Genomic DNA, 20900 nt, shown 5'->3' with positions numbered 1-20900 from the left:
CGCGAAGAGGCTGCAACAGGCTACGAATGGTTCACCGGCAACGTGAAGCTAATCCGGCACCCACCGAGGTCCGAGGCCAGCGCCTGCAGCTGTCCGCCATGAGCCTGCACCACCGAACTGCAGATCGCCAGGCCCATCCCCATGCCATCGTCCTTGGTGGTGTAGAACGCCCCGAACACCCGCTCGCGCTCGTCGGGCGCGATGCCCGGGCCGTTATCGTCGACGCAGATCTCCACCCTGTCGCCAGCGACCGACGAGGTAATGCGCAGCACTCCATCGCTGCGATATCCCGCCAGTGCCTCCAGGGCATTGGTGATCAGGTTGAACACCAGTTGCTGCAACTGCACCGGGTCAGCCATCACGCTGACCCCCGCCTGCAACCGCGTCTGCACGTCTACCGTGCCCTTGGCGGCATCGGCCGAAGTCAACCGCACCACCTGGCGTATCAGCTCGTCGGGCTTCATCGCCTTGAGCTGCATCGGCGCCTGTTTGGCCAGCGAACGCAGTGCACGCACGATGTTGGCCGCACGTTCGCTGTCGTTGCGGATGTCTTCCAGCCCGGCTATCGCCTCATCCAGGTCGGGCTTGCTGCGCTTCAGCCAGCGCAGGCTGGCCGCAGCGTTAGAGGCGATGCCCAGCAGCGGTTGACTGATTTCGTGGGCGATCGACGCCGACAGCTCGTTCATCACCTGCAGGTGCGCACTGCGTGCGAGCTCTGCACGTGAGCGGCGCAGCTCGGCCTCAATCTGCGCCCGGCTCTGGTTGTCTTCGGCCAGGCGGGTGTAGAACTTGGCGGTTTGCAGCGACACCGCGGCCTGCGAGGCAAGGATTTCCAGCATGGCCAGACGCTGGCTGCCGAACAGGTTCGGCACCAGGCGGTTTTCCAGGTACACCAGGCCGATCAGGACGCCCTGGATCACCAGTGGCAGGCACAGCACCGAACGGGCGTTGCGCGCCTGCAGTTCGTGACGGAAGGCCTCGGGGCAATCGTTCTGCGCATCGTTGAGCACCAGCGGCTTGCGGGTGCGCATGGTGGCGTTGATGATCGACAGCGGTGCCTGGGTCATGAACTTCTGGCAGTTGTCCATGCTCACGTGCAGCCCCGCATCGTCGATGTAGGCCAGGGCAGCCATCTGGAATTCGGCACCACTGACGATCAGCAAAGCGCCATGGTCGGCGCCGGAATGCTGGGTCAGGTGCCCCATCAGGGTTTCGATCAGGCCTTCGAGCAGCACTTCCTCGGACAGCGCCCGTGCCGCCTCGATGCCGGCCTCCAGGTCGAGCTTGGCCTGGTGGGTTGCGCGGTAGGTCTCCTGGATCGGCTGGGTGCGCAGAAACGGATGCAACGTCTCCAGCTGATGCACCTTGCCGGTCGCGCCCCAGATGTGAAAACAGTCCCGGGCGACCCGCAGGTGCAGGTTGGCACCCGAAATCAAGCCACTGGGAATGCATACCTCGGCCAGCTGTTCGTGGGCCAGTGCCTGTTCGTGGATGAAGCCGGCGGCGGTTGCGGCGATCTGGGCCTGGTCGAAGCAACGAATGGCGGCAAGGCCGTCGCCCTCCAGTTTGGCGATCACGCCCTCGATCAGCAGCAGCTTGTTGCGGAACGTGGCCGGGTTGAAACCGGCCCAATGGCCAAAGCGCTCACGCAGGCCCTGCAGCGCGTGCAGCTTTTCGGTCAGGCTGCCAGGGGCCTCCGGGCTGCCCAGGGCCAGGCCGTGGAACAGGTGGTAGTCGGCCAGGTTGATATGCGCCGGTGCCGCCCAGGCGTGTTCTGCGGTTTTCGCCAGGTGCTGCAGGGCGTGGGGGATATTGCCCAGGTAGAACGCCGACATACCGGCAAACAGGTGGCGGAAGAACAGTGTGGTGGGCGAGTCGACTGGTACGGTCGAGACCGGGCAGGGTGTGCCGCTGAGTTCGGCAACGAATGCATGCTGGGCCTGCAGGATCTGTTCGACATCGTGGTAGCCATGGCGGCGCACGGTCGCCAGGCCTTGCGCCACCTCATCGGCAACGTCAGGCAGGTAACGGCCCATGAACAGCGAATCGGAAACCAGGTGATTGCAGGCGTAGCAGCTCATCGCCAGGTCGCCGCTCAGGCGCGCAGAGTCGACTGCCTCCAGCGCGGTGCGGCGAGCAAACTCCATGGGCGAAGTCCAGGCGCTGACCTGGTCCAGGGCCAGCAGCGCGCTGGTCAGGTCAGCCTCGAAGCCGTGGCGTTCGATCAGCTTGAGGGCGGCAAGGCAATAGGCATGGCCGTCATGATAGGCGCCGAAGCGCTGAGCAACCATTACCCCGAACCAGGCCAGGCCATATGTGCTGCCTGGCGCAACGCCATGCAGCAGCGACAGCTCCATGAGTTTGGCCAGGTGCAGGAAGCACAGGTCGTCCTGCACGAAGAACGATGACGACAGTGTCACCAGCAGGCTGATGGCGACCGTTGCTTCCTCCGAATCGGTGCGTGGCAGCGACTCCAGGCAGTGACGACCCTTGTGCTCGATCAGGCTGAGCACATGGGCATGGCTGGCCTCCACGTGTTGCCGATCAACCCCGCGCGGCAAGCGGATCCCCAGCAACTCCAGGCCGGACATGGCGCTGCCGATTGACGCCTGATAGTCACCACGCAAGGTCCACAGGCGTGCCTGCAGCCGACACACCCGTGCCTGGTCCAGCGGCGTGCGTGCGCGCTGCCGGCATACGCCGACCTGGGCCTCGGCCGCGCTCATGCGCGACAGTTGCATGTCGCACTCTGCCGCCATGCAGGCGATGGCAAAGCCATGGCTGGCGCGGCTTTGCAGCGTGCCGCCGTGGTTCAGTAGCTGGTCGGCCGTGTGCAGGTAGCTGACTGCCTGTGCAAAGGCACCGCTGTCGCGGGTGCGCGATGCCGCTTCGCACAAAAGCTGCAGGAACACTTCGCGGTCGTTCGCTGCAAACCCGCATGGGTCGGCGCTTTGCAGCTGGTGGGCGAGTTCGAACAGCACTTCGTGCAAATGCTCGGGCCAGGCCCCGAGCATGGCCTGGGCAATCTGCCCATGCAGCGAGGCACGCTCGGGTATCGGCGTGAGCTGGTAAGCCGCCTCCATTACCCGGTCATGGGCAAAGCCCAGGCCTTTCTGGCCAGGCAACAGGAAACCGGCGGCAATCAAGGCTTTCAACGGTTCGCCTGGTGGCTCTGCGAGGACCTGGCGGAGCAAGCCATCATCACATCGGTTGCCGGCCGCGCTGGCGACTCGCAGCACATCGCGTTGCGCCGCCGGCAGGCGTGTCAGGCGGTGGATCATCAGGTCGGCAACATTGTCGGCATAGCGGTGGCGGGCCACTGCCTGCAGGCACCACGACCAGCGCATGGCCTGGGTGTCGAAGGTGAACAGCTGGTCTTCGACCATGGCCCGGAGAATCTGGTTGATGAAAAACGGGTTGCCCGCGGTCTTTTCGTGCACCAGCCCGGCTAGCGGCAACGCTTGCTCAGGGCCGACGTGGTAGCGCTCGCCGATCAGTTCGGCTACCGCACCAACGGCCAGCGGACGCAGGGTCAGCGTGGTACTGCGCAGGGTTGCCGGCAAGGTGGGCATGGCATTGCCGACAGCCACATCGGTACGCCTGGCGAAGATCAGCAGCAGGTTGCCAGGCGGGTCAGCCAGTAGCTGAGCCAGCAGGCGCTGCGAGGCATCATCGGCCCACTGCACGTCGTCCAGGAACAGCACCAGCGGGTGGCCGGGGCGGCTGAACACTTGCAGGAACTCGACGATGGCCCGCAGCTCCTTCTGCAAGGCCAGGCGCGTGGGTTTCGCTGGCAGCTCGGGCAGGGGACCGAGGATCAACTGCAGGTCCGGTGCCAGCGTGCCGAGGAGCCGGCCGTGGCCTTTGATGCGGCGCAGTATCTCGCGCCGCGGGGCATCAAGGTCCTCGCTGCTCTTGGCCAGTAACTGGGTAGTCAGCGCGCCGAGTATCTCCACCCACGGCCCATACGGCACCGCTTGCTGCAGGCTGTAGCATCTGCCAGTTGCCCAATGGCCGGTGGCGCAGGTTTTCAGCGTGGTTTCGACCAGGCTGGACTTGCCCATGCCAGCGGGGCCGTTGATCAGCAGGGCCTGCGGGGTGCTGTCGCGGCGCATGGCCCTGAGCAGCAGGGTGATGGCTTTCTGTTCGGCGTTGCGGCCATACAGGCGCTCGCGGCTGGGCGAGACCGGGTCGGCGCAACCGGGCTCGAAGGCCGGCAGGGTCCTGGTAGCGGTCCATTGCCGCTGACAGTGGCCCAGGTCTATCGCCAGGGCGCGGGCGCTCTGATAGCGAGCATCGGGTTCCTTGGCCAGTGCCTTGGCCAGGATCCGGCTCAGCGGCTGCGGCACGTTGCTCTCGACTTCGCAGGCGGCGCGCGGCTGCACTCCCGCATGCAGCTGACGCCAGTGCGGGGTGTCGCGCCCGGTCAGCGGCAGCTCGCCCAGCAGTAGCTGGTAAAGGATCGCGCCCAAGGCATAGATGTCACTGCGCCGGTCGCTGCTGCTGCCGTGCGGGCAGACCTGTTCCGGCGCCAGGTACGCCCAGTTGCCGAGCGGGGTGCCCTGTTCGCTGATCAACTGCGCCGGGTCGGCACGAAAGCAGCTCAGGCGCACCCGCTGGTTGCCCTGCAGGCACACATGCGCTGGCTGCAGGGCGCCATGCAGCACATTGCATTCGTGGGCCAGCGCCAGGGCGTTGGCCGCGTTCATGGCAATATCGAGAAACGGCGCGAGCGCCAGTGGGCCGTTGGCGATCAGGTCGGCGACCGAGCGGCCGGCCGGGTACACCAGCAGCGGGCCTTCGGCGGAGCGTACGAATGCCGACGGGATGACCGCCCACTGCGGGTCCAGTTGCAGGCGGTAATCACGTTCCAGCCGCTGGCAGGCGGCAGGGGCTTCGAGCGGAGCGCGCACTGCAATCCAGGCTTGCTGGCTGGCGGGGTCGTGCAGGCGAAAGTAGCTGAGTTCACCTTCCTGGCCCAGCGCGGTAATGTCGCAGCGGTTCAACCAGCCCTCATCGATCGACTGGTCAAAATCGATGGGCCTGTGGGCGAGGCGTTCATCGAGCATCAGGCACCCCTGCTAGCGACATCATGAGACGCGAGTATACGCAGCGCCCCCCCTGTGGATGCGGCTTGCAGCGCGCTTGGCCGTAACGGGCACGCCGTTGTCCGTTATCGCCCCCAGGCCTTTGCCGGGCGCTTGTATAGTCCTTGGGCCAACCTATCCCTCGGGATAATTGTCTGAATGCGTGCGCTGGCCTAGGCTGCCCGGGCTGCGCGAACGCCCGTCGCCGTGCGAGGAAGCCATGATCCGAATAGGTAATGCCCAGGTGTCGCTGGAGCGGCGAGAAGCGTTTCTCGACGGCAAGCCGATCGCGTTGGGCGGGCGTGCATTCGAGGTGCTGGCCACGCTGATCAAGGCCAAAGGCCGGGTGGTCGGCAAGGAGGAACTGTTCAGCCAGGTGTGGGCCGGCACGGTAGTGGAGGACAACAACCTGCAGGTGCAGGTGTCCTTGCTGCGCAAGGCCTTTGCCAATCACGGCCTGATCCAGACCGTGCCACGCCGCGGTTACCGCCTGGCCGCCGATATCAGCCTGGAAGTACCTTGCAAGGCTTTTGCTCAATCGCCGCTGTGCACCTCCACCCTGGAGCCGCTGGTCGACAGCACGCACGTGCCGGTGCTGGTAGTGGACGATGACCCATCGGTGCGCACGGCGCTGGGCCGGCTGCTGCGCGCCCAGGATATCCCGCATCACCTGTTCGCCAGTGCCGAGGCGCTTTTCGATGCGCGCCTGGAAACCCCCTACGCCTGCCTGCTGCTGGACATGCATCTGCCCGGGACCAGCGGCCTGGAGGTGCAGGATGCGCTGCGCCAACTGGCCCTGCCGTGGCCGATCGTGTTCATGACCGGCTTCGGCACCATCCCGATGACGGTCCAGGCCATGCGTGCCGGTGCCGTGGAGTTCCTGACCAAGCCTTTCGACGAGGACCAGTTGCTGGCACTGCTGCAGGCGGTGCGCGCACGGGCTGTGGTCGATGGACGCAAATGGCGCCACGCGCGACAGGTCGAGGACAAGTACCAGCGCCTGACTCAGCGCGAGCGCCAGGTTTTCTCACTGGTGGTCGATGGCCTGTCACACAAGCAGATCGCCAAGCAGATTGGCACCAGCGAGGTGACGACCAAGGTGCACAAGAAGAACATCATGAACAAGATGCAGTCCCGCTCGCTGGTTGAGCTGGTGGCCATGCACCAGGTGATCGGAGCACGGCCTGAAGGCCTGGGCGGCGCATGAACAGATGGGTGTGCATCGTTGACGACGATGCTTCGGTGCGCAAAAGCCTGGCCAACCTGCTGCGCTCGGCCGGGTTCGAAACCTTGCCATTTGCCGCAGGAGAGGTGTTTCTGGCCTCGGAGCTGGCGCCACAGGCGGGCTGTGTGCTGCTTGATTTGCGGATGCCGGGGATGAGTGGTCAGCAAGTGCAGCATGAGCTGATTCGGCTGCAATGGCGTTTACCGGTGATCTGCATGTCAGCGCATTGGGAGGAAGGCGCAGTACGCGCAGCCATGAGCCTTGGCGCCTTGGCCTGCCTGGGCAAGCCTTTTCCCGAGGAAGTGTTGCTGATGGTGGTTGAAGAGGCGCTGGCATCCAGCTCAGCACACCTGCGCAATCAATAGGCTGCCAATCAGGCAATGCTCACGTGTTGATCGATCAGCGAGACCATTGCCATGCCACGCCTGAAGTTTTTCCTCGACCCTCAATCTCCGACCCTGACCGCCACCGGCCTGCTGTTCATGCGGGTGATGGCTGCTGTGCTGCTGCTTTCAATTCATGGCTTGCCCAAGTTGCTGCACTGGAGCGATGAGTTGCAGCGCATCGAAGATCCCTTTGGGCTAGGGCCTTCGCTGACGTTGGGGGTGGCAGTATTCGCCGAGGTGGTATGCCCGTTGCTGCTGCTGTTGGGGGTCGCTGCCCGCCTGGCTTGCCTGCCGGTGCTGGCGGTTTTGCTGGTGGCGCTGGTGGTGGTGCACCCGGACTGGACGCTGGAGCAGGGGCAGTTTGCCTGGTTGCTGGTGGCGCTTTATGGCGGGTTGGCGGTGACCGGGCCTGGGGGGTATTCGGTTTCGGGGTATCTTTGGGGTAAGAGGGGGGCGCGGCAGGGCTGACAGGTGCTTGGCGCTGCATATCTTGCGGCAAGCACCTGTCAGCCCTCACGCGATTCCCTATGGCTAGCTTGTCGGCGATGGGCTACAGCGCATCCCCGCCACCTAACTGCTCCCCGGCCGATACTGCAAAGCCTCGGCCAGATGCCCCCGGGCAATCGCTTCGCAGCCTTCCAGGTCCGCCAGCGTGCGCGCCACCTTCAACAACCGGTGCGCTGCCCGCAACGACAAGGTCAACCGCTCGCAGGCACCTTCCAGCCAGAGCTGGTCCGCCGCTGCCAGGCCACAATGGCGGCGCAACCCCTCCAGGTTCAGGAACGCATTCGCGCAGCCTTGCCGCCGTTGCTGCACCTCCCGCGCTTCAGCAACCCTGGCGGCAACATCGGCACTGGTTTCACCACAAGGCTGGTGGTTCAGCGTGGTGCTCTCGCGGGCCACGGTCAGGTGCAGGTCAATGCGGTCCAGTAACGGCCCGGACAACTTGTTGCGATACCGCGCGATCTGTTCGGTGCTGCAACGACAGCGGCCAGTCGGGTCGCCCAGGTACCCGCAAGGGCACGGGTTCATTGCCGCTACCAGCTGAAAGCGTGCCGGAAAACGCACCTTGTCACGCGCCCGGGCAATCACGATCTCGCCCGACTCCAGCGGCTCGCGCAGCACTTCCAGCACCCGCCGTTCGAACTCAGGCAGCTCATCCAGAAACAGCACGCCATGGTGGGCGAGGGTGATCTCACCCGGTTGCGGTCGGCTGCTGCCACCCACCAGGGCCGGGCCAGACGCGGAGTGGTGCGGGTGACGAAACGGCCGCTGTGGCCAGCTGTTCAGCGGAGCGTGCCCACTGACCGACTGGATTGCCGCCACTTCCAGCGCCTCGTGCTCGTCCAGTGGCGGCAGCAGCCCGGGCAGGCGGCTGGCGAGCAGGGTCTTGCCGGTGCCAGGAGGGCCGGTGAACAGCAAATTGTGAGCCCCGGCCGCCGCCAGCAGCAAGGCCCGCTTGGCCGCCAGCTGGCCCTGCACTTCGCTCAGGTCCGGGTAGGGACGTGGATGCAGGATCAAACCATTGGCTGCGTACGGTGGCAGTGGTACCTGGCCGTTAAGGTGGGCGACCAGCTCCAGCAGGTGACCCACCGCATACACCACCAGGCCACTGGCCAGGCTGGCTTCCTCGGCATTTTCCCGTGGCACCACCAGCGCCCGACCGGCTTCGCGCGCCGCCAGAGCCGCAGGCAACACGCCCTGCACCGGGCGTAACTTGCCAGACAACGCCAGTTCACCGAGGCATTCGACATCGACGAGGGTGGCAATTGGCACCTGACCATCGGCGGCAAGAATGCCCAGGGCGATGGCCAGGTCATAGCGCCCGCCATCCTTGGGCAGGTCGGCGGGGGCGAGGTTCTGGGTAATGCGCCGCTGCGGGTAGTTCAGCCCGGAGTTGACGATGGCGCTGCGCACCCGGTCCTTGCTTTCCTTGACCGTGGTTTCCGGCAGGCCGACCAGGGTGAGATGCGGCAGGCCGTTGGTCAGGTGGGTTTCGACACTTACCGACGGTGCCTGCACGCCCACCTGGGCGCGGCTGTGGACGAGTGCTAGGGACATGGACGCTCCGTTGTCGCTGAAAAGGCCGCTGCCTGCGGGTGGGGCAAGGATAGCCAGCGCGTCAGAGCCAGGCGCAGGAAGTGTGCGACGTGGTTTTACAGGGCAGGTTTTTTCCCTGTGATTTCACTGGAGCCGACTAAAATGGATCCAATTAACTTTGCGCAGCCGCCAGGTATGGCTTAGTGTTGTTGGGCAACGGCGGTTGCCATGGGATGGCACCGCAGCTTCTTCCAAATGGACTTGAGGTATTGCTCCGTGCAAACGCTCACCCGCACGCGCCAGGTCATCCGCGAACTGGCGGACGCCCGTGCATTTGTTGAACTCAACCGTTACTTCGACAGCCTCGAAGCGCAATGGCGACAGGCCCCGAACGGGGAGTTTCCTGCCTACCTGAGTGCCCTGGAAGGGCACATGCTGGTCGACGCCGAGTGCCAGGGCGGCAAGGCCATGAGCCAGGTGCTCAAGGCCTGGATGGATGCCTGCCCCAAGGCTTACCACCCACAGGTGGTGATGGGCTGGCACTGCCTTCAGCGCGCCCGCCAGGTGCATGGCAATGGCCAGCGCAACGCCGCAGCCGCGCTGGCCGTCGAACAAATCTGCGAAACCGCTGCCGCACACTTGGTGCGTGCCATGGACCGCTCAGCCCAGCCAGTGGCAGCGCTTGTGGGCATGCTCCATCTCAGTGCGCGGTTTGCTGAGCCTGGGTGGTTGATCGAACTGTTTCAAGGCCAGCCCGCGCGCTACCGGCCCAGTGCCCAGGCGGACGTGGAAGTGCAGGAGGCTGCGGCGCCGTTGCTGGTGAAGCATGGGCTTTTGCCGCTGGCCGAACTACCGAAAGCGCTGCCGACCTGTCTGGGCAGGCGGGTCGATCACGAGAACGAGGACCCTCGCTATTACTGGTTGCGCCATGCCCTGGTCGCTCGCCCCGGATGCTTTGAAGCGATCCAGGCCCTCGCCATTTCCCTGTCCCCCCGCTGGGGTGCGAGCCCTGACGCGATTGAACTGCTGGCCAATGGGCCATTGTGCGAAACCTGGGATGAAAGCCTGCGAAATGCGCTGCGCTGGATACCCATCGAAGACCGGCTGACGCTACCCCATACCGATCAGTTGCAGGCGGTTGCCGATTGGCAACAGGTGCTGGATGCTTGGTCACAACGCCTGCTCCGGCCCAGGGAAAGTGCGGTAGTGCTGGCGTGGCGGGGCGCCTTGCGCAGCCATGCGTTGCAGGATCACCCGGGCGCCATGCGCGACTTAGCCGCAAGCTTTGCGAGCAATGCCGACCATGGTGCCATCCCCGCAATGGGCGCGCCCTTTCGCTGCCTGGTCGAGCTGATCCTGCGCGACGGCATGGCTGACGAAAAACAGCTGCTGCGCACCGCCATCGAGCGCCTGAGTGAAGGTCGCTCGCATGCTGGCGCCTGTGCATTACGCGCTGCCGGCCACCACTTTGGCTTGTGGGGGTTGCCACGCTCGGCCGAGCAGGCCTGGGCATGGCTGCAGATGGCCGTGAAACGCCAGTGCGCGGGCCAGGCGCCGGGCTTCGAGGTGCTGGAGGTGGCGCGGCTGCTCTGGGCTGCCAATCGGCATGAAGTGGCCTGCTACCTGTATGAGCGTTGCGCCCAACTGAACCTGCCAGGGGCGGCCTTGGGGCTGTATGAGCTGCACCGAGGTGGCATGGGGAATACACCACAGCACTACCTGGATGAGCAAACGGCAGAGTACTGGCTGCAGCGTGCGGTCGCGGCGGGCAGCCGTCAGGCCAAGTACAACCTGGCTTGCCTGCGTATGCATGGCGATGAGGACCTGAACGAGCGCAGCGCCATGCTGGCAGTCCGGCGCCTGCTGGTCGACGCGCTGGGCAATGCGCAGACCAATGCCCGCGCTCGCTTGCACCTGGGGATTCTTTTGCGCCAGTTTGGCGAGGCGCAGGAGCCGGCCGAGGCGGTGGCCTACCTGTCGAGCCTGGTCGAGCACCCGGACCCATGGATCGCCGGGCGTGCCAGCGCCGAACTGGCGCTGGCCTGGATGCAGGGGCGCGGTACACGCAAGCAAAGCCGCTTCGCCGCTATCGAATGGGTCAATCGTGCGGCCACCTTGCAGCCAGGGGATTCGACCATCGAGGATATTCAAGCCGAAGTCCTCAATTCGCATAACCGCGTGAGGACCCTGGTCACCCAGTGCGGTGCTGCACTGTTCCGTGGCACCCTGCATCCCAGTGAGTTACCGCCAAGACAGCCACCATCCGCGCCGGAACGCCTGGGAGCTTCGGCCTGATCTCAGGGCCTGGCGCCGAGGATGATGTGCGAGGCCTTGATCAGCGCCGTGGCTTTCACGCTCGGCGCCGGTCCCAGCCCCTGTACCGCTTCGCGGGTGACGATGGCATGCACCTCGATACCGCCGGCCGGCTTCAGCTCATGCTGAGGCACTCCTTGTCGATTGCTATTCCTTGCCGCCAGGCGCCATCCGCGCTTCCAGCTCGGCGACCTGCTGCTCGAGGGCTTCCAGGCGTGCACGGGTGCGGGCCAGCACGACCATCTGGCTGTCGAATTCATCGCGGCTGACCAGGTCCAGCTTGCTGAAAGCACCTTGCATCAGCACCTTGAACTGGCTTTCCAGCTCTGCACGGGGCTGGGCGGTGTCGCTGCTGAACAGGCGCGAGGCCTGGTCACTCAGGGCGTCGAGAAGGGCTTTAGGCGCGAGCATGAGGCTGTCCACTGAAACTGGGAAATGGCCGGCAGTGTACCACGGGCAATTGCGCTGCCCAGGCTGGCGCGGCTGCACATAATTCGCGCAATGCGGGCTGCTGGTGCGCACCAACTTCGTGCATGTTTTACATGCTGGCGACTGGCCAAGTCCGCCGGATTCACATAACCCCCTGATTTTCGACGCTTTGGCAGAACTGGCAAGGTTTCTGCAAACACCTTTGCGAGCCATGCACTGATGCAGTTCCTTGTGACCAGGCAGTGCGCACGCAGAGCCACATGCCGACGACGCGTTACAAAGCCAACCGCTGCGCTTAGACTTGAGACGGGTTTGTTTTCCTGGGGCAAGTCCACCAAATCGGGAGAGAGTTTCATGAAGCTAGTCACAGCCATCATCAAGCCGTTCAAGCTGGACGACGTGCGCGAGTCACTGTCGGAAATCGGCGTGCAGGGCATCACCGTCACCGAAGTCAAAGGCTTCGGTCGGCAGAAGGGCCACACCGAGTTGTATCGCGGTGCTGAATATGTGGTCGATTTCCTGCCCAAGGTGAAGATCGATGTCGCCATCGATGACAAGGACCTTGATCGGGTAATCGAAGCCATCACCAAGGCAGCCAACACCGGCAAGATCGGTGACGGCAAGATTTTCGTGGTGAATCTGGAGCAGGCGATCCGTATCCGTACCGGCGAAACCGATACCGACGCGATCTAAGCAGCAAAAAAGCCTCACCAAACCCAACGCCCCAGGAGAAAACAACATGACTCTGCGTAAGATCGCAGGGCTAGGAGCCCTATTGCCCCTCGTAATGCCCGGGCTTGCCCTGGCAGAGGAGGCTGCCCCAGCGCTGAACTCCGGCGACACCGCCTGGATGCTGACTGCAACGGCGCTGGTGCTGTTCATGACCATCCCGGGCCTGGCCCTGTTCTACGGCGGCATGGTGCGTTCCAAGAACGTGCTGTCGGTGATGATGCAATGCTTTGCAATCACCGGCCTGATGAGCATTCTGTGGGTCGTCTACGGCTACAGCATGGCCTTCGATACCACCGGTATGGAAAAGGGCGTGCTCAATTTCAATTCCTTCGTCGGCGGCTTTTCCAAGGCATTTCTCAGCGGCGTCACGCCCGACAGCCTGACTTCGGCCACCGCGCTGTTCCCGGAAGCGGTGTTCATCACCTTCCAGATGACCTTCGCCATCATCACCCCGGCGCTGATCGTCGGCGCCTTCGCCGAGCGTATGAAGTTCTCCGCGATGCTGGTGTTCATGGGTATCTGGTTCACCCTGGTGTACGCGCCAATCGCGCACATGGTCTGGAGCGGCGACGGTGCACTGATGTGGGACTGGGGCGTGCTGGACTTCGCTGGCGGCACCGTGGTGCACATCAATGCCGGTATCGCAGGCCTGGTCTGCTGCCTGGTGCTGGGCAAGCGCAAAGGCTACCCGACCACCCCGATGGCGCCGCACAACCTCGGCTACACCCTGATGGGCGCTGCCATGCTGTGGATCGGCTGGTTCGGCTTCAACGCAGGCTCTGCTGCTGCCGCCAACGGTACTGCCGGCATGGCCATGCTGGTGACCCAGATCGCTACCGCCGCTGCGGCACTGGGCTGGATGTTTGCCGAATGGATCGGCCACGGCAAGCCGAGCGCCCTGGGCATTGCCTCGGGTGTGGTTGCCGGGCTGGTCGCCATCACCCCGGCTGCCGGCACCGTGGGCCCGATGGGCGCTCTGGTGATCGGCTTGTCTTCGGGCGTGATCTGCTACTTCTGCGCTACCAGCCTCAAGCGCAAGCTGGGTTATGACGACTCGCTGGACGCCTTCGGCGTGCACGGTATCGGCGGCATCGTCGGCGCCATCCTCACCGGTGTGTTCGCAGCCCCGGCCCTGGGCGGCTTTGGCGCCGTGACCGACATCGGCATGCAGGTCTGGATCCAGGCCAAGGGCGTGCTGTTCACCGTGGTCTACACCGCCATCGTCACCTATGTGATCCTCAAGGTGCTGGATGTGGTGATGGGCCTGCGGGTCAACGAAGAAGAAGAGTCGGTCGGCCTCGACCTGGCTCAGCACAACGAACGCGGCTACAACCTGTAACTGCGACGCGGTAAAAACTTGCCCGGCTTGCCGGGCATTTTTTTGTCAGATTTTCGGCATTTCCTGCACGGCAAACGGTTTATTCGGCACGTTCGCGACGTAGGTAAAAAACTTACAACTTGCAGTGCAATTATGGAGCTTTGCTTTTTCCACGGGCGCGCTAGAATGCGCGCCGAAGGGTGCTTGCGAGTAGTCCGCACACTTCGCCAGCCTTTGCTAGGCTTGCCAGTAGCGAGTGGCCAGCAGGGGCTAATGGATTTGTCAGGTCCTGCCAGGAGCAGGGCCTGCTGGGTGCCGCCTCCCATCCCGGGTGCCGACCCAAGGGCAGTGGCCTAACCCACGGCCAGTTGAATTTTCACTGGTGGCTGCCGGTCTACGGCTGCACTGGTCTATAACTAACCTGCTTTTCGCAAGTCATGAGGTAGAACATGAGCGACGACGATCTGGAAAATGATGACCTCGAAGTAGGCGACGACGACGAGGCTGATGAAGGCCTCGAAGCGGCGGCTGACGATGGCGCCGAAGATGCTGGCGACGACGACAGCAGCCCGGCACCCGCTGCCAAGGGCAAATCCAAGGCGGCCGTCTCGGTAGACGAGATGCCGAGCATGGAAGCCAAGCAGAAAGAGCGTGATGCACTGGCCAAGGCGATGGAAGAATTCCTTTCCCGCGGTGGCAAGGTGCAGGAAGTCGAGGCCAACGTGGTCGCCGACCCGCCCAAGAAGCCGGACAACAAATACGGCAGCCGCCCTATCTGAGTGGCTGCTCGCAAAAAAGCCCGCCGTCGCTGCGGGCTTTTTTGTGCCGAAAACCTGCCGAAATTTCCTACGATAAAAGCAGATTCGTCTGCTAGATCATTTTGTCCGACCTAGGCAAGCATCGCGGATCGAGCCTGGAGGATTTATGGACAAACTCGTTCGCCGTCGTCAGTTGCGTAAGGAAGACATGTCTAAAGTGGAGGATCCTTTTTTTGCCAGGGGGGAAGTGGAGCGTGCCCTCATGAGGCGGAGGCCCCTGTGCGGTGAAGCGGAATTTCTGAGAAGCTGTGGCATCACTTCTGGGCGAGAGCTATCAGAGCACGATCTCAAGGTGGCACTGGAAGAAATCAGAAACGGCAGCTGGCTATTTTTGACCAGCAATCCATTCAAACCCATGAGACTAGATGGTCACTTAGGCACGACACAGTGCTTTCCTGTTTCAGATAAGCTGAAAAGGCAACCTGATTACGAAAAAGGCTCCGGTAAGTGGCGTACTATCGATATCGATTATGACGGGTTGAAGAACACGTTCGCCATCTTGCAAAACCGTCTTGGTTCGCTGGGTGATGAGGGCCGCCTTTTCGGCTCGGAAAGCAAGGATTATGACAACACCTTTCGGGTCGTGACCCAGCAATGGGTTCCTCTTGATAGTCATGATGATCATTTAGCATCACGCTCAGCCATTCATCGCTATGGCAAACTACGGGGCATCACGCAACGGTATCTGGAGGGAGAGGATAAGTGGCAGATCAGTGGAAAATCTTGGCACTGGCAACCTGTTCTTCCTTTTGAAACCTACGAGCACCGAGAAAAGAAATGATGTTCGTAGCACAAAACAAAGAGCGCTGGGTGTTGAGGCTATGGGGCGGGCTGGACGCCCTTTATGTATTGCTCTATGTCGCAGGCAGTATTCGGCGTGGGCATCTGCCTGTAGTTACCGATCTGCAGAGGATGCTGGGGTTTTTGGCCGAACAAGGCTTGCTCACCATGGTGTTGATGGTGATGAATGTGTTTTTACAGGTCTCGATCATTTTCAGTGCCGTGTTTTTTCTTGGCAGTCGAAAGGTGGGAGTCTACGTGGGCCTCGCGCAAATACCGTGGCGTCTGCTGTTCGCTGTGCCGTCGCTTTCGGTACTGTTGATCTGGGCCGGTCTGGTACCTGAATACAACAGGTGGCTGATGTTCTGCGCAATTGTCCTCTCAGAGCTGATCAAGGGTGGGACGCTATTGTGGCTGCTACGCCGCCAACGAAGGCGTCACGTGGTTGCTCGTAGCTGACAAAAAACCGCAGTCGCTGCGAGTGTCTTGTTCTTTTCGATTTTGTGTTTTCTGTGCGAGCCTCTTCGCGGGTGAACCCGATCTCACAGGCTCAGCACTGGCTGAAGGTTCTGCGCGATCCCTGTGGGAGCGGCTTCAGCCGCGAATGGGCCGCGCAGCGGCCCCTGTCAGCGCCAGCGCGAAAGAACGTCGGGCAACTGCGACAGTCGCTGGATTTCGGCATCCGGCGCCTGTTCACCCGTCCAGGCCTTGCCCTGGGGGTTGAACCAGACGGCCCGCAATCCGGCGCGCTGGGCGCCTGCGATGTCATCGCCGGGGTGGTCGCCGATGTGCACCGCTGCGCTGGCGTCCGCGTCACCGCGGCGCAGGGCTTCCAGGAACGGCGCCGGGTCTGGCTTGCCGATGCCAAGGTCCTCGGCACACAGGGCAAAGCTGAAATAGTCCGCCAGCCCCAGGCGGCTCACATCGGCATTGCCGTTGGTGACCACGCCCAGGGTGTAGTGATGGCGCAGAATCTCCAGCACCGGCTGCACTTCAGGGAAAATCTCCACCTGGTGGCGGGCATGCAGGAACACTTCGAAGCCTTCATTGGCCAGCTCCAGCGCCTGCTTGCTGCTGTAGCCGACTTCTTCCAGGGCATGCAACAGCACGCGCCGGCGCAGGGCGCTGATGCGGTGCTTGAGGCCGGGCTCGGCCTGCACCAGGCGCTCGCGAATGGCAAACAGGTGCTCCACCGGTACGCTGCCAAGGATCGGAGCGTTGGCTTCCAGCCAGTCGCGCAGCACGACTTCTGCGCTGGCAATCACCGGCGCGGTGTCCCACAGCGTATCGTCGAGGTCGAAGGTGATCAGCTTGATGCTCATGAGTCTGTGCCTTTGCTGCGTTTAGCCCGGGGGTGGGCACTGTCGTACACCGCCGCCAGGTGCTGGAAGTCCAGGTGGGTATAGATTTGCGTGGTGCTGATGTCGGCGTGGCCGAGCATCTCCTGTACCGCACGCAGGTCCTGGGACGATTCCAGCACATGGCTGGCGAAGGAATGGCGAAGCATGTGCGGGTGCAGGTGCTGGCCCAGCTCACGCTCGCCGGCCGCCTTTACCCTCAGCTGGATGGCCCTGGGGCCCAGCCGGTTGCCCTGACGGGTGATGAACACCGCACCGTCACGAGGGTTGCCGGTACCGCGCAGGCGATACCACGCCTGCAGCGCCTCGCGGGCCTTGCGGCCAACCGGCAGTACGCGTGCCTTGCCACCCTTGCCCAATACCTGCACCAGGCCGCCGGCGAGGTCGAGGTGTTCAAGGTCGAGGTTGGTCAGCTCGGACAGGCGCAGCCCCGACGAGTAGAACAGTTCGAGGATGGCCTGGTCACGGCGGGCGATGAAGTCGTCGTCGACGCCGCCATCGAGCAGTTGCAAGGCCCGGTCGGTGTCCAGCACCTTGGGCAGCCGCCGTTCACCCTTGGGCGCGCTCAGGCCGCTGGCCGGGTCGTGCTGGCACAGGCCTTCGCGGTTGAGGTAACGGTACAGCCCGCGCACTGCCGACAGCAGCCGCGCCAGGCTGCGCGACGACTGGCCGTGGTGGTGCAGGCGCGCGATCAGCTGGCGCAGCTGCTGGATCTGCAGCGCCTGCCAGCCGGCGATACCGTGTTCGTTGCAGTAGGCGATGACCTTGTCCAGGTCGCGCCGGTAGCCCAGCAAGGTGTGCGCCGACACCTGGCGCTCGTTGCGCAGGTGTGCGCAATAAGCCTCCAGCTGGCGTTCCATCAGCGTACCGAGCGCAGGGTCTGGGTGACACGTGGTACAACGCGGCCGAGCACTTCGGCGATATAGCCGAGGAACAGCGTGCCGACGCTGCTCTTGTAGTGTTGCGGGTCGCGGCTGCCGATCGCCAGTACCCCGTGCAGCCCTTGGTACTCAAGGGTCGCCACGGCGCTGGAGCCCACTTCACGGCGCTGTTCTTCGCCAAACAGGAAGGTCAGTTCGTGTTCGCGCAGGTTGCCGCTTACCGTCTTGCCGCCGCCCAGCAGGGCACCGATGGCCTGCTGCGCCTCGGCGTTGCTGACCCAGCGCCCGACCGGTGCGACGTTGTCGCCGAACAGGATCAGGCTGACGAAGGGCACCTGGAACTCCTGGCGCAGGCTGTCTTCGACTGCCATCACCACTTCTTCAAGGCTGGCGGCATCAAGCAGGTCGAGAATCAACCGGCGGGTCTTGTCGAACAGCCGGTCGTTGTCGCGCGCCACGTCCATCAGTTGCGACAGGCGATGGCGCATTTCGATGTTGCGGTCGCGCAGCAGCTTCAGCTGGCGTTCCACCAGCGACACGCTGTCGCCACGCTGGTGCGGAATACGCTGTTCAAGCAGCAGCTCGTCATGCTCGGCGAAGAAAGTGGGGTGGGCGCGCAGGTAGGCGATCACCGCTTCGGCATCGAGCTCGGCGGACTGCTGGGGTACAACCTGTGGCTGATCGGTCATGGCGGTTACTCGCTTAGAGACGAACCTGTCCTTCGTAGACGCGTACGGCCGGGCCGGTCATCAGCACGGGCTGGCCGGGGCCGGCCCATTCGATGTGCAGGCGGCCACCGGGCAGGTCGAGGGACACCGGGGAGTCCATCCAGCCCTGGCTGATTGCCGCCACGGCGGCAGCGCAGGCGCCGGTGCCGCAGGCCTGGGTTTCACCCGCACCGCGTTCCCAGACGCGCAGGTTGGCGCGGTGGCGGTCGACAACCTGGAGGAAGCCGGCATTCACCCGCTGCGGGAAGCGTGGGTGGTTTTCGATCTTTGGGCCCAACTGGTGCACGGGGGCGGTATGCACGTCGTCGACACGCAGCACGGCATGCGGGTTACCCATGGACACGGCGGCGATCGAATGCACTTGGCCGTCGACTTCCAGTGGGTAGTTCAGCGCCTGCTCATCGGCGACGAAGGGGATTTCGGCAGGGATGAAGCGCGGCGGGCCCATGTCGACGCTCACCTGGCCGTCGTTCTGCACGTCCAGGGTGATGACGCCGCTTTTGGTTTCCACGCGGATGCGCTTTTTCGCGGTCAGCCGCTTGTCCAGCACGAAGCGGGCAAAGCAGCGTGCACCGTTGCCGCATTGCTCGACCTCGGAACCGTCGGCGTTGAAGATGCGGTAGCGGAAGTCCACTTCGGGATTGTTCGGCGCCTCGACGATCAGCAACTGGTCGAAACCGATACCGGTGTGGCGGTCACCCCATTGCTTGGCGTGCTTGGGCTGGATGTGCGCGTGCTGGCTGACCAGGTCGAGGACCATGAAGTCGTTGCCCAACCCATGCATCTTGGTAAAACGCAGCAGCATGGGGTTACTCCGGCAGCAGGCTTTCGCCAGCGTACAGTTCGGCGATGGTCTCGCGGCGGCGTACTTCGAAAGCCTGGTCACCGTCGACGAGGATTTCAGCGCAACGGCCGCGGGTGTTGTAGTTGGAGCTCATGACAAAACCATAGGCGCCTGCGGACTGTACAGCCAGCAGGTCACCTTCGGCCAGGTCCAGCACACGGTCCTTGGCCAGGAAGTCGCCCGTTTCGCAGATCGGGCCGACCAGGTCGTAGGCACGGCCTTCGCCGGTACGTGGCTTGACCGCACTGACGCCCATCCAGGCCTGGTACAGGGCCGGACGGATCAGGTCGTTCATCGCCGCATCGATGATGGCGAAGTCCTTGTGTTCGGTGTGCTTGAGGTACTCCACGCGGGTGATCAGCACGCCAGCGTTGGCCACGATGTAGCGGCCCGGCTCGAACACCAGGGCCAGCTCGCGGTCGCCGACGCGCTCGCGGATGGCCTTGATGTAGTCGGCCACCAGAGGCGGTTGTTCGTCGCGATAACGCACACCCACACCGCCGCCCAGGTCCAGGTGGCGCAGGTGGATGCCGCAATCGGCGAGGCGGTCGACCAGGTCCAGCAGGCGGTCGAGGGCATCGAGGAACGGCTCGACGGTGGTCAGCTGCGAACCGATATGGCAGTCGACACCGACCACTTCCAGGTTCGGCAGCTGCGCGGCGCGCACGTAGATGGCCTCGGCGTCGGCGATGGCAATGCCGAACTTGTTTTCTTTAAGGCCGGTGGAGATGTACGGGTGGGTGCCGGCGTCGACATCCGGGTTGACCCGCAGCGACACCGGGGCAACCTTGCCCATTTCGGCGGCTACCACTTGCAGGCGCTCCAGCTCGTCGGTGGACTCGACGTTGAAGCAGTGCACGCCTACTTCCAGGGCGCGGCGCATGTCTTCACGGGTTTTGCCGACACCTGAGAACACCACTCGGTCGGCGCGGCCGCCAGCCGCCAGGACGCGCTCCAGTTCACCGCCGGAAACGATGTCGAAGCCTGCGCCCAGGCGGGCCAGCACGTTCAGCACACCGAGGTTGGAGTTGGCCTTGACCGCGAAGCACACCAGGTGCTCGGCGCCTTGCAAGGCGTCGGTATAGCTGCGGTACTGGGCCTCGATATGGGCGCGCGAATACACGTAGGTGGGGGTGCCATGGCGTTCGGCGATGGCCGACAGGGCCACGCCCTCCGCGAACAGCTCACTGTCGCGGTAGTTGAAAGCGTTCATCTGGTTTCCTTACTGCGCAGGCGACTGCTCGGGCTCGGACTGCAGCTCTGGCTGCTGCTCCTGGGTCTGGACCGGCTTGGCTTTTGGCTGGTGCTGGTGCGACTTGCGGGTGTCCTTGCCGTCCTTGCCGTCTTCAGGCAGGTACAGCGGGCCCTTCTGGCCGCAGGCGGAAACGAGGCAGGCAACAGCGACCAGCGCCGCGAGGGAGGAAATCAGGCGCTTCATGGGTGAAATCCTTAGAAAAATGCAGTATTGCGCCCGAGTATACCGAGCGACCGGCGGCTTGCCTATGCAAGGGCCGGTCCGCCGGGCGGGCTATTCTTGCCGCCTCCAATGGCTAATCTTTGCATTCGGCGGCAAGCGCCCGTATCTTGCCCGGCTTGCCTGTAACGCAGCCAATTTCGAGGTTTCTGCAATGAGTTTGAGTGAAGCGCGTTTCCACGACCTGGTCGACGCGACCCAACAGGCCCTGGAAGACCTGTTCGACGAGAGCGGCATGGACCTGGACATGGAGAACTCCGCGGGCGTCCTGACCATCAAGTTCGACAATGGCAGCACGCTGATCTTCAGCCGTCAGGAGCCGCTGCGTCAGCTGTGGCTGGCGGACAAGTCGGGTGGGTTCCATTTCGACTACGACGAAGAAAGCAAGAAATGGACCTGCGAAAAGACCGACGAGCTGCTGGGCGAAATGCTCGAACGTATTGTCTGGGAGCGGGCCGGCGAGAAGCTGGACTTCGACGAGATCTGA

The 20900-nt window shown here is 63.6% G+C and carries 20 protein-coding genes; 10 read left to right on the top strand and 10 right to left on the bottom strand.

Annotated elements, in window-relative coordinates; translation table 11 throughout:
- Positions 1–20: 20 nt before the first annotated feature.
- Positions 21–5069 (bottom strand): trifunctional serine/threonine-protein kinase/ATP-binding protein/sensor histidine kinase, encoded by a 5049-nt coding sequence (locus AC5O5I_RS27180; protein ID WP_494511838.1) that lies wholly within the window; start codon positions 5067–5069, stop codon positions 21–23.
- Between the two features lie 238 nt (positions 5070–5307).
- Between AC5O5I_RS27180 and AC5O5I_RS27175 the strand changes: the two genes are divergently transcribed.
- From AC5O5I_RS27175 to AC5O5I_RS27165, 3 genes are read left to right on the top strand one after another with little or no spacing between them, the layout of a single operon-like run.
- Complete coding sequence (locus AC5O5I_RS27175; RefSeq protein WP_494511837.1) at positions 5308–6294, top strand: response regulator; 987 nt, start codon at positions 5308–5310, stop codon at positions 6292–6294.
- On the top strand, positions 6291–6677 hold the full coding sequence (locus AC5O5I_RS27170) for a response regulator transcription factor (protein ID WP_172219317.1): 387 nt from the start codon (positions 6291–6293) through the stop codon (positions 6675–6677). Before AC5O5I_RS27175 ends, AC5O5I_RS27170 begins: the two co-directional genes overlap by 4 nt.
- A 51-nt stretch (positions 6678–6728) precedes the next feature.
- Positions 6729–7166 (top strand): DoxX family protein, encoded by a 438-nt coding sequence (locus AC5O5I_RS27165; RefSeq protein WP_172219315.1) that lies wholly within the window; start codon positions 6729–6731, stop codon positions 7164–7166.
- A gap of 102 nt (positions 7167–7268) precedes the next feature.
- On the opposite strand, the gene AC5O5I_RS27160 is transcribed toward AC5O5I_RS27165, so the two are convergent.
- The gene (locus AC5O5I_RS27160; protein WP_494511836.1) at positions 7269–8759 is read right to left on the bottom strand and encodes a YifB family Mg chelatase-like AAA ATPase; all 1491 of its coding nucleotides are present in this window, start codon (positions 8757–8759) and stop codon (positions 7269–7271) included.
- Between the two features lie 255 nt (positions 8760–9014).
- Here AC5O5I_RS27160 and AC5O5I_RS27155 point away from each other — a divergent pair, with 255 nt between their 5' ends.
- Positions 9015–11033: a DUF4034 domain-containing protein gene (locus AC5O5I_RS27155; RefSeq protein ID WP_494511835.1), complete on the top strand. Its 2019-nt coding sequence runs from the start codon at positions 9015–9017 to the stop codon at positions 11031–11033.
- Between the two features lie 2 nt (positions 11034–11035).
- Here AC5O5I_RS27155 and AC5O5I_RS27150 read toward each other — a convergent pair whose 3' ends face one another.
- Both AC5O5I_RS27150 and AC5O5I_RS27145 read right to left on the bottom strand, forming a co-directional pair.
- Positions 11036–11185: a hypothetical protein gene (locus tag AC5O5I_RS27150; RefSeq protein ID WP_372242405.1), complete on the bottom strand. Its 150-nt coding sequence runs from the start codon at positions 11183–11185 to the stop codon at positions 11036–11038.
- A gap of 13 nt (positions 11186–11198) precedes the next feature.
- The gene (locus AC5O5I_RS27145) at positions 11199–11462 is read right to left on the bottom strand and encodes an accessory factor UbiK family protein (RefSeq protein WP_172219293.1); all 264 of its coding nucleotides are present in this window, start codon (positions 11460–11462) and stop codon (positions 11199–11201) included.
- Positions 11463–11834: 372 nt separating this feature from the next.
- Here AC5O5I_RS27145 and glnK point away from each other — a divergent pair, with 372 nt between their 5' ends.
- The 5 genes from glnK (at position 11835) to AC5O5I_RS27120 (ending at position 15587) form a co-directional block, all read left to right on the top strand.
- Positions 11835–12173 carry a P-II family nitrogen regulator gene (glnK, locus tag AC5O5I_RS27140; protein ID WP_002555808.1) on the top strand — a complete coding sequence of 113 codons (339 nt, stop codon included), beginning with the start codon at positions 11835–11837 and terminating at the stop codon, positions 12171–12173.
- 46 nt (positions 12174–12219) lie between these two features.
- On the top strand, positions 12220–13551 hold the full coding sequence (locus tag AC5O5I_RS27135) for an ammonium transporter (RefSeq protein WP_172219292.1): 1332 nt from the start codon (positions 12220–12222) through the stop codon (positions 13549–13551).
- A 428-nt stretch (positions 13552–13979) separates the two neighbouring features.
- Positions 13980–14309, top strand: a complete 330-nt coding sequence (sutA, locus tag AC5O5I_RS27130) for a dormancy-specific transcriptional regulator SutA (protein WP_172286945.1) — start codon at positions 13980–13982, stop codon at positions 14307–14309.
- 145 nt (positions 14310–14454) lie between these two features.
- Entirely contained in the window at positions 14455–15129 is a 675-nt protein-coding gene (locus AC5O5I_RS27125; RefSeq protein WP_494511834.1) for a hypothetical protein, read from the top strand.
- Positions 15126–15587, top strand: a complete 462-nt coding sequence (locus AC5O5I_RS27120) for a hypothetical protein (RefSeq protein ID WP_172286947.1) — start codon at positions 15126–15128, stop codon at positions 15585–15587. Before AC5O5I_RS27125 ends, AC5O5I_RS27120 begins: the two co-directional genes overlap by 4 nt.
- Positions 15588–15754: 167 nt before the next feature.
- Here AC5O5I_RS27120 and AC5O5I_RS27115 read toward each other — a convergent pair whose 3' ends face one another.
- Genes AC5O5I_RS27115 through lptM form a run of 6 tightly spaced genes read right to left on the bottom strand, consistent with a single transcriptional unit; the run spans position 15755 to position 20377 of the window.
- Positions 15755–16450 (bottom strand): HAD family hydrolase, encoded by a 696-nt coding sequence (locus tag AC5O5I_RS27115; RefSeq protein ID WP_494511833.1) that lies wholly within the window; start codon positions 16448–16450, stop codon positions 15755–15757.
- A complete protein-coding gene (gene xerC, locus AC5O5I_RS27110) occupies positions 16447–17346 on the bottom strand; it encodes a tyrosine recombinase XerC (protein WP_494511832.1) in 900 nt (299 codons plus the stop codon). Before xerC ends, AC5O5I_RS27115 begins: the two co-directional genes overlap by 4 nt.
- The gene (locus AC5O5I_RS27105) at positions 17346–18056 is read right to left on the bottom strand and encodes a DUF484 family protein (protein ID WP_172219288.1); all 711 of its coding nucleotides are present in this window, start codon (positions 18054–18056) and stop codon (positions 17346–17348) included. The genes xerC and AC5O5I_RS27105 overlap by 1 nt, the downstream gene beginning before the upstream one ends.
- Positions 18057–18069: 13 nt before the next feature.
- A complete protein-coding gene (dapF, locus tag AC5O5I_RS27100) occupies positions 18070–18900 on the bottom strand; it encodes a diaminopimelate epimerase (protein WP_172219286.1) in 831 nt (276 codons plus the stop codon).
- A 4-nt stretch (positions 18901–18904) separates the two neighbouring features.
- A complete protein-coding gene (lysA, locus tag AC5O5I_RS27095) occupies positions 18905–20152 on the bottom strand; it encodes a diaminopimelate decarboxylase (RefSeq protein ID WP_172219284.1) in 1248 nt (415 codons plus the stop codon).
- 9 nt (positions 20153–20161) lie between these two features.
- A complete protein-coding gene (gene lptM / locus AC5O5I_RS27090; RefSeq protein WP_172219282.1) occupies positions 20162–20377 on the bottom strand; it encodes an LPS translocon maturation chaperone LptM in 216 nt (71 codons plus the stop codon).
- Positions 20378–20567: 190 nt separating this feature from the next.
- Here lptM and cyaY point away from each other — a divergent pair, with 190 nt between their 5' ends.
- Entirely contained in the window at positions 20568–20900 is a 333-nt protein-coding gene (gene cyaY / locus AC5O5I_RS27085; protein WP_172219280.1) for an iron donor protein CyaY, read from the top strand.

This window comes from Pseudomonas sp. 9_2_1, from assembly GCF_059295275.1.
This window is presented reverse-complemented; position numbering and strand designations above follow the sequence as displayed.

What these genes read in the sequence shown, in the direction of transcription:
- AC5O5I_RS27180 (WP_494511838.1), bottom strand. Translation starts at nt 5,069, where the DNA reads ATGCTCGATGAACGCCTCGCCCACAGGCCCATCGATTTTGACCAGTCG.
- AC5O5I_RS27175 (WP_494511837.1), top strand. Translation starts at nt 5,308, where the DNA reads ATGATCCGAATAGGTAATGCCCAGGTGTCGCTGGAGCGGCGAGAAGCG.
- AC5O5I_RS27170 (WP_172219317.1), top strand. Translation starts at nt 6,291, where the DNA reads ATGAACAGATGGGTGTGCATCGTTGACGACGATGCTTCGGTGCGCAAA.
- AC5O5I_RS27165 (WP_172219315.1), top strand. Translation starts at nt 6,729, where the DNA reads ATGCCACGCCTGAAGTTTTTCCTCGACCCTCAATCTCCGACCCTGACC.
- AC5O5I_RS27160 (WP_494511836.1), bottom strand. Translation starts at nt 8,759, where the DNA reads ATGTCCCTAGCACTCGTCCACAGCCGCGCCCAGGTGGGCGTGCAGGCA.
- AC5O5I_RS27145 (WP_172219293.1), bottom strand. Translation starts at nt 11,462, where the DNA reads ATGCTCGCGCCTAAAGCCCTTCTCGACGCCCTGAGTGACCAGGCCTCG.
- glnK (WP_002555808.1), top strand. Translation starts at nt 11,835, where the DNA reads ATGAAGCTAGTCACAGCCATCATCAAGCCGTTCAAGCTGGACGACGTG.
- AC5O5I_RS27135 (WP_172219292.1), top strand. Translation starts at nt 12,220, where the DNA reads ATGACTCTGCGTAAGATCGCAGGGCTAGGAGCCCTATTGCCCCTCGTA.
- sutA (WP_172286945.1), top strand. Translation starts at nt 13,980, where the DNA reads ATGAGCGACGACGATCTGGAAAATGATGACCTCGAAGTAGGCGACGAC.
- AC5O5I_RS27125 (WP_494511834.1), top strand. Translation starts at nt 14,455, where the DNA reads ATGGACAAACTCGTTCGCCGTCGTCAGTTGCGTAAGGAAGACATGTCT.
- AC5O5I_RS27120 (WP_172286947.1), top strand. Translation starts at nt 15,126, where the DNA reads ATGATGTTCGTAGCACAAAACAAAGAGCGCTGGGTGTTGAGGCTATGG.
- AC5O5I_RS27115 (WP_494511833.1), bottom strand. Translation starts at nt 16,450, where the DNA reads ATGAGCATCAAGCTGATCACCTTCGACCTCGACGATACGCTGTGGGAC.
- xerC (WP_494511832.1), bottom strand. Translation starts at nt 17,346, where the DNA reads ATGGAACGCCAGCTGGAGGCTTATTGCGCACACCTGCGCAACGAGCGC.
- AC5O5I_RS27105 (WP_172219288.1), bottom strand. Translation starts at nt 18,056, where the DNA reads ATGACCGATCAGCCACAGGTTGTACCCCAGCAGTCCGCCGAGCTCGAT.
- dapF (WP_172219286.1), bottom strand. Translation starts at nt 18,900, where the DNA reads ATGCTGCTGCGTTTTACCAAGATGCATGGGTTGGGCAACGACTTCATG.
- lysA (WP_172219284.1), bottom strand. Translation starts at nt 20,152, where the DNA reads ATGAACGCTTTCAACTACCGCGACAGTGAGCTGTTCGCGGAGGGCGTG.
- lptM (WP_172219282.1), bottom strand. Translation starts at nt 20,377, where the DNA reads ATGAAGCGCCTGATTTCCTCCCTCGCGGCGCTGGTCGCTGTTGCCTGC.
- cyaY (WP_172219280.1), top strand. Translation starts at nt 20,568, where the DNA reads ATGAGTTTGAGTGAAGCGCGTTTCCACGACCTGGTCGACGCGACCCAA.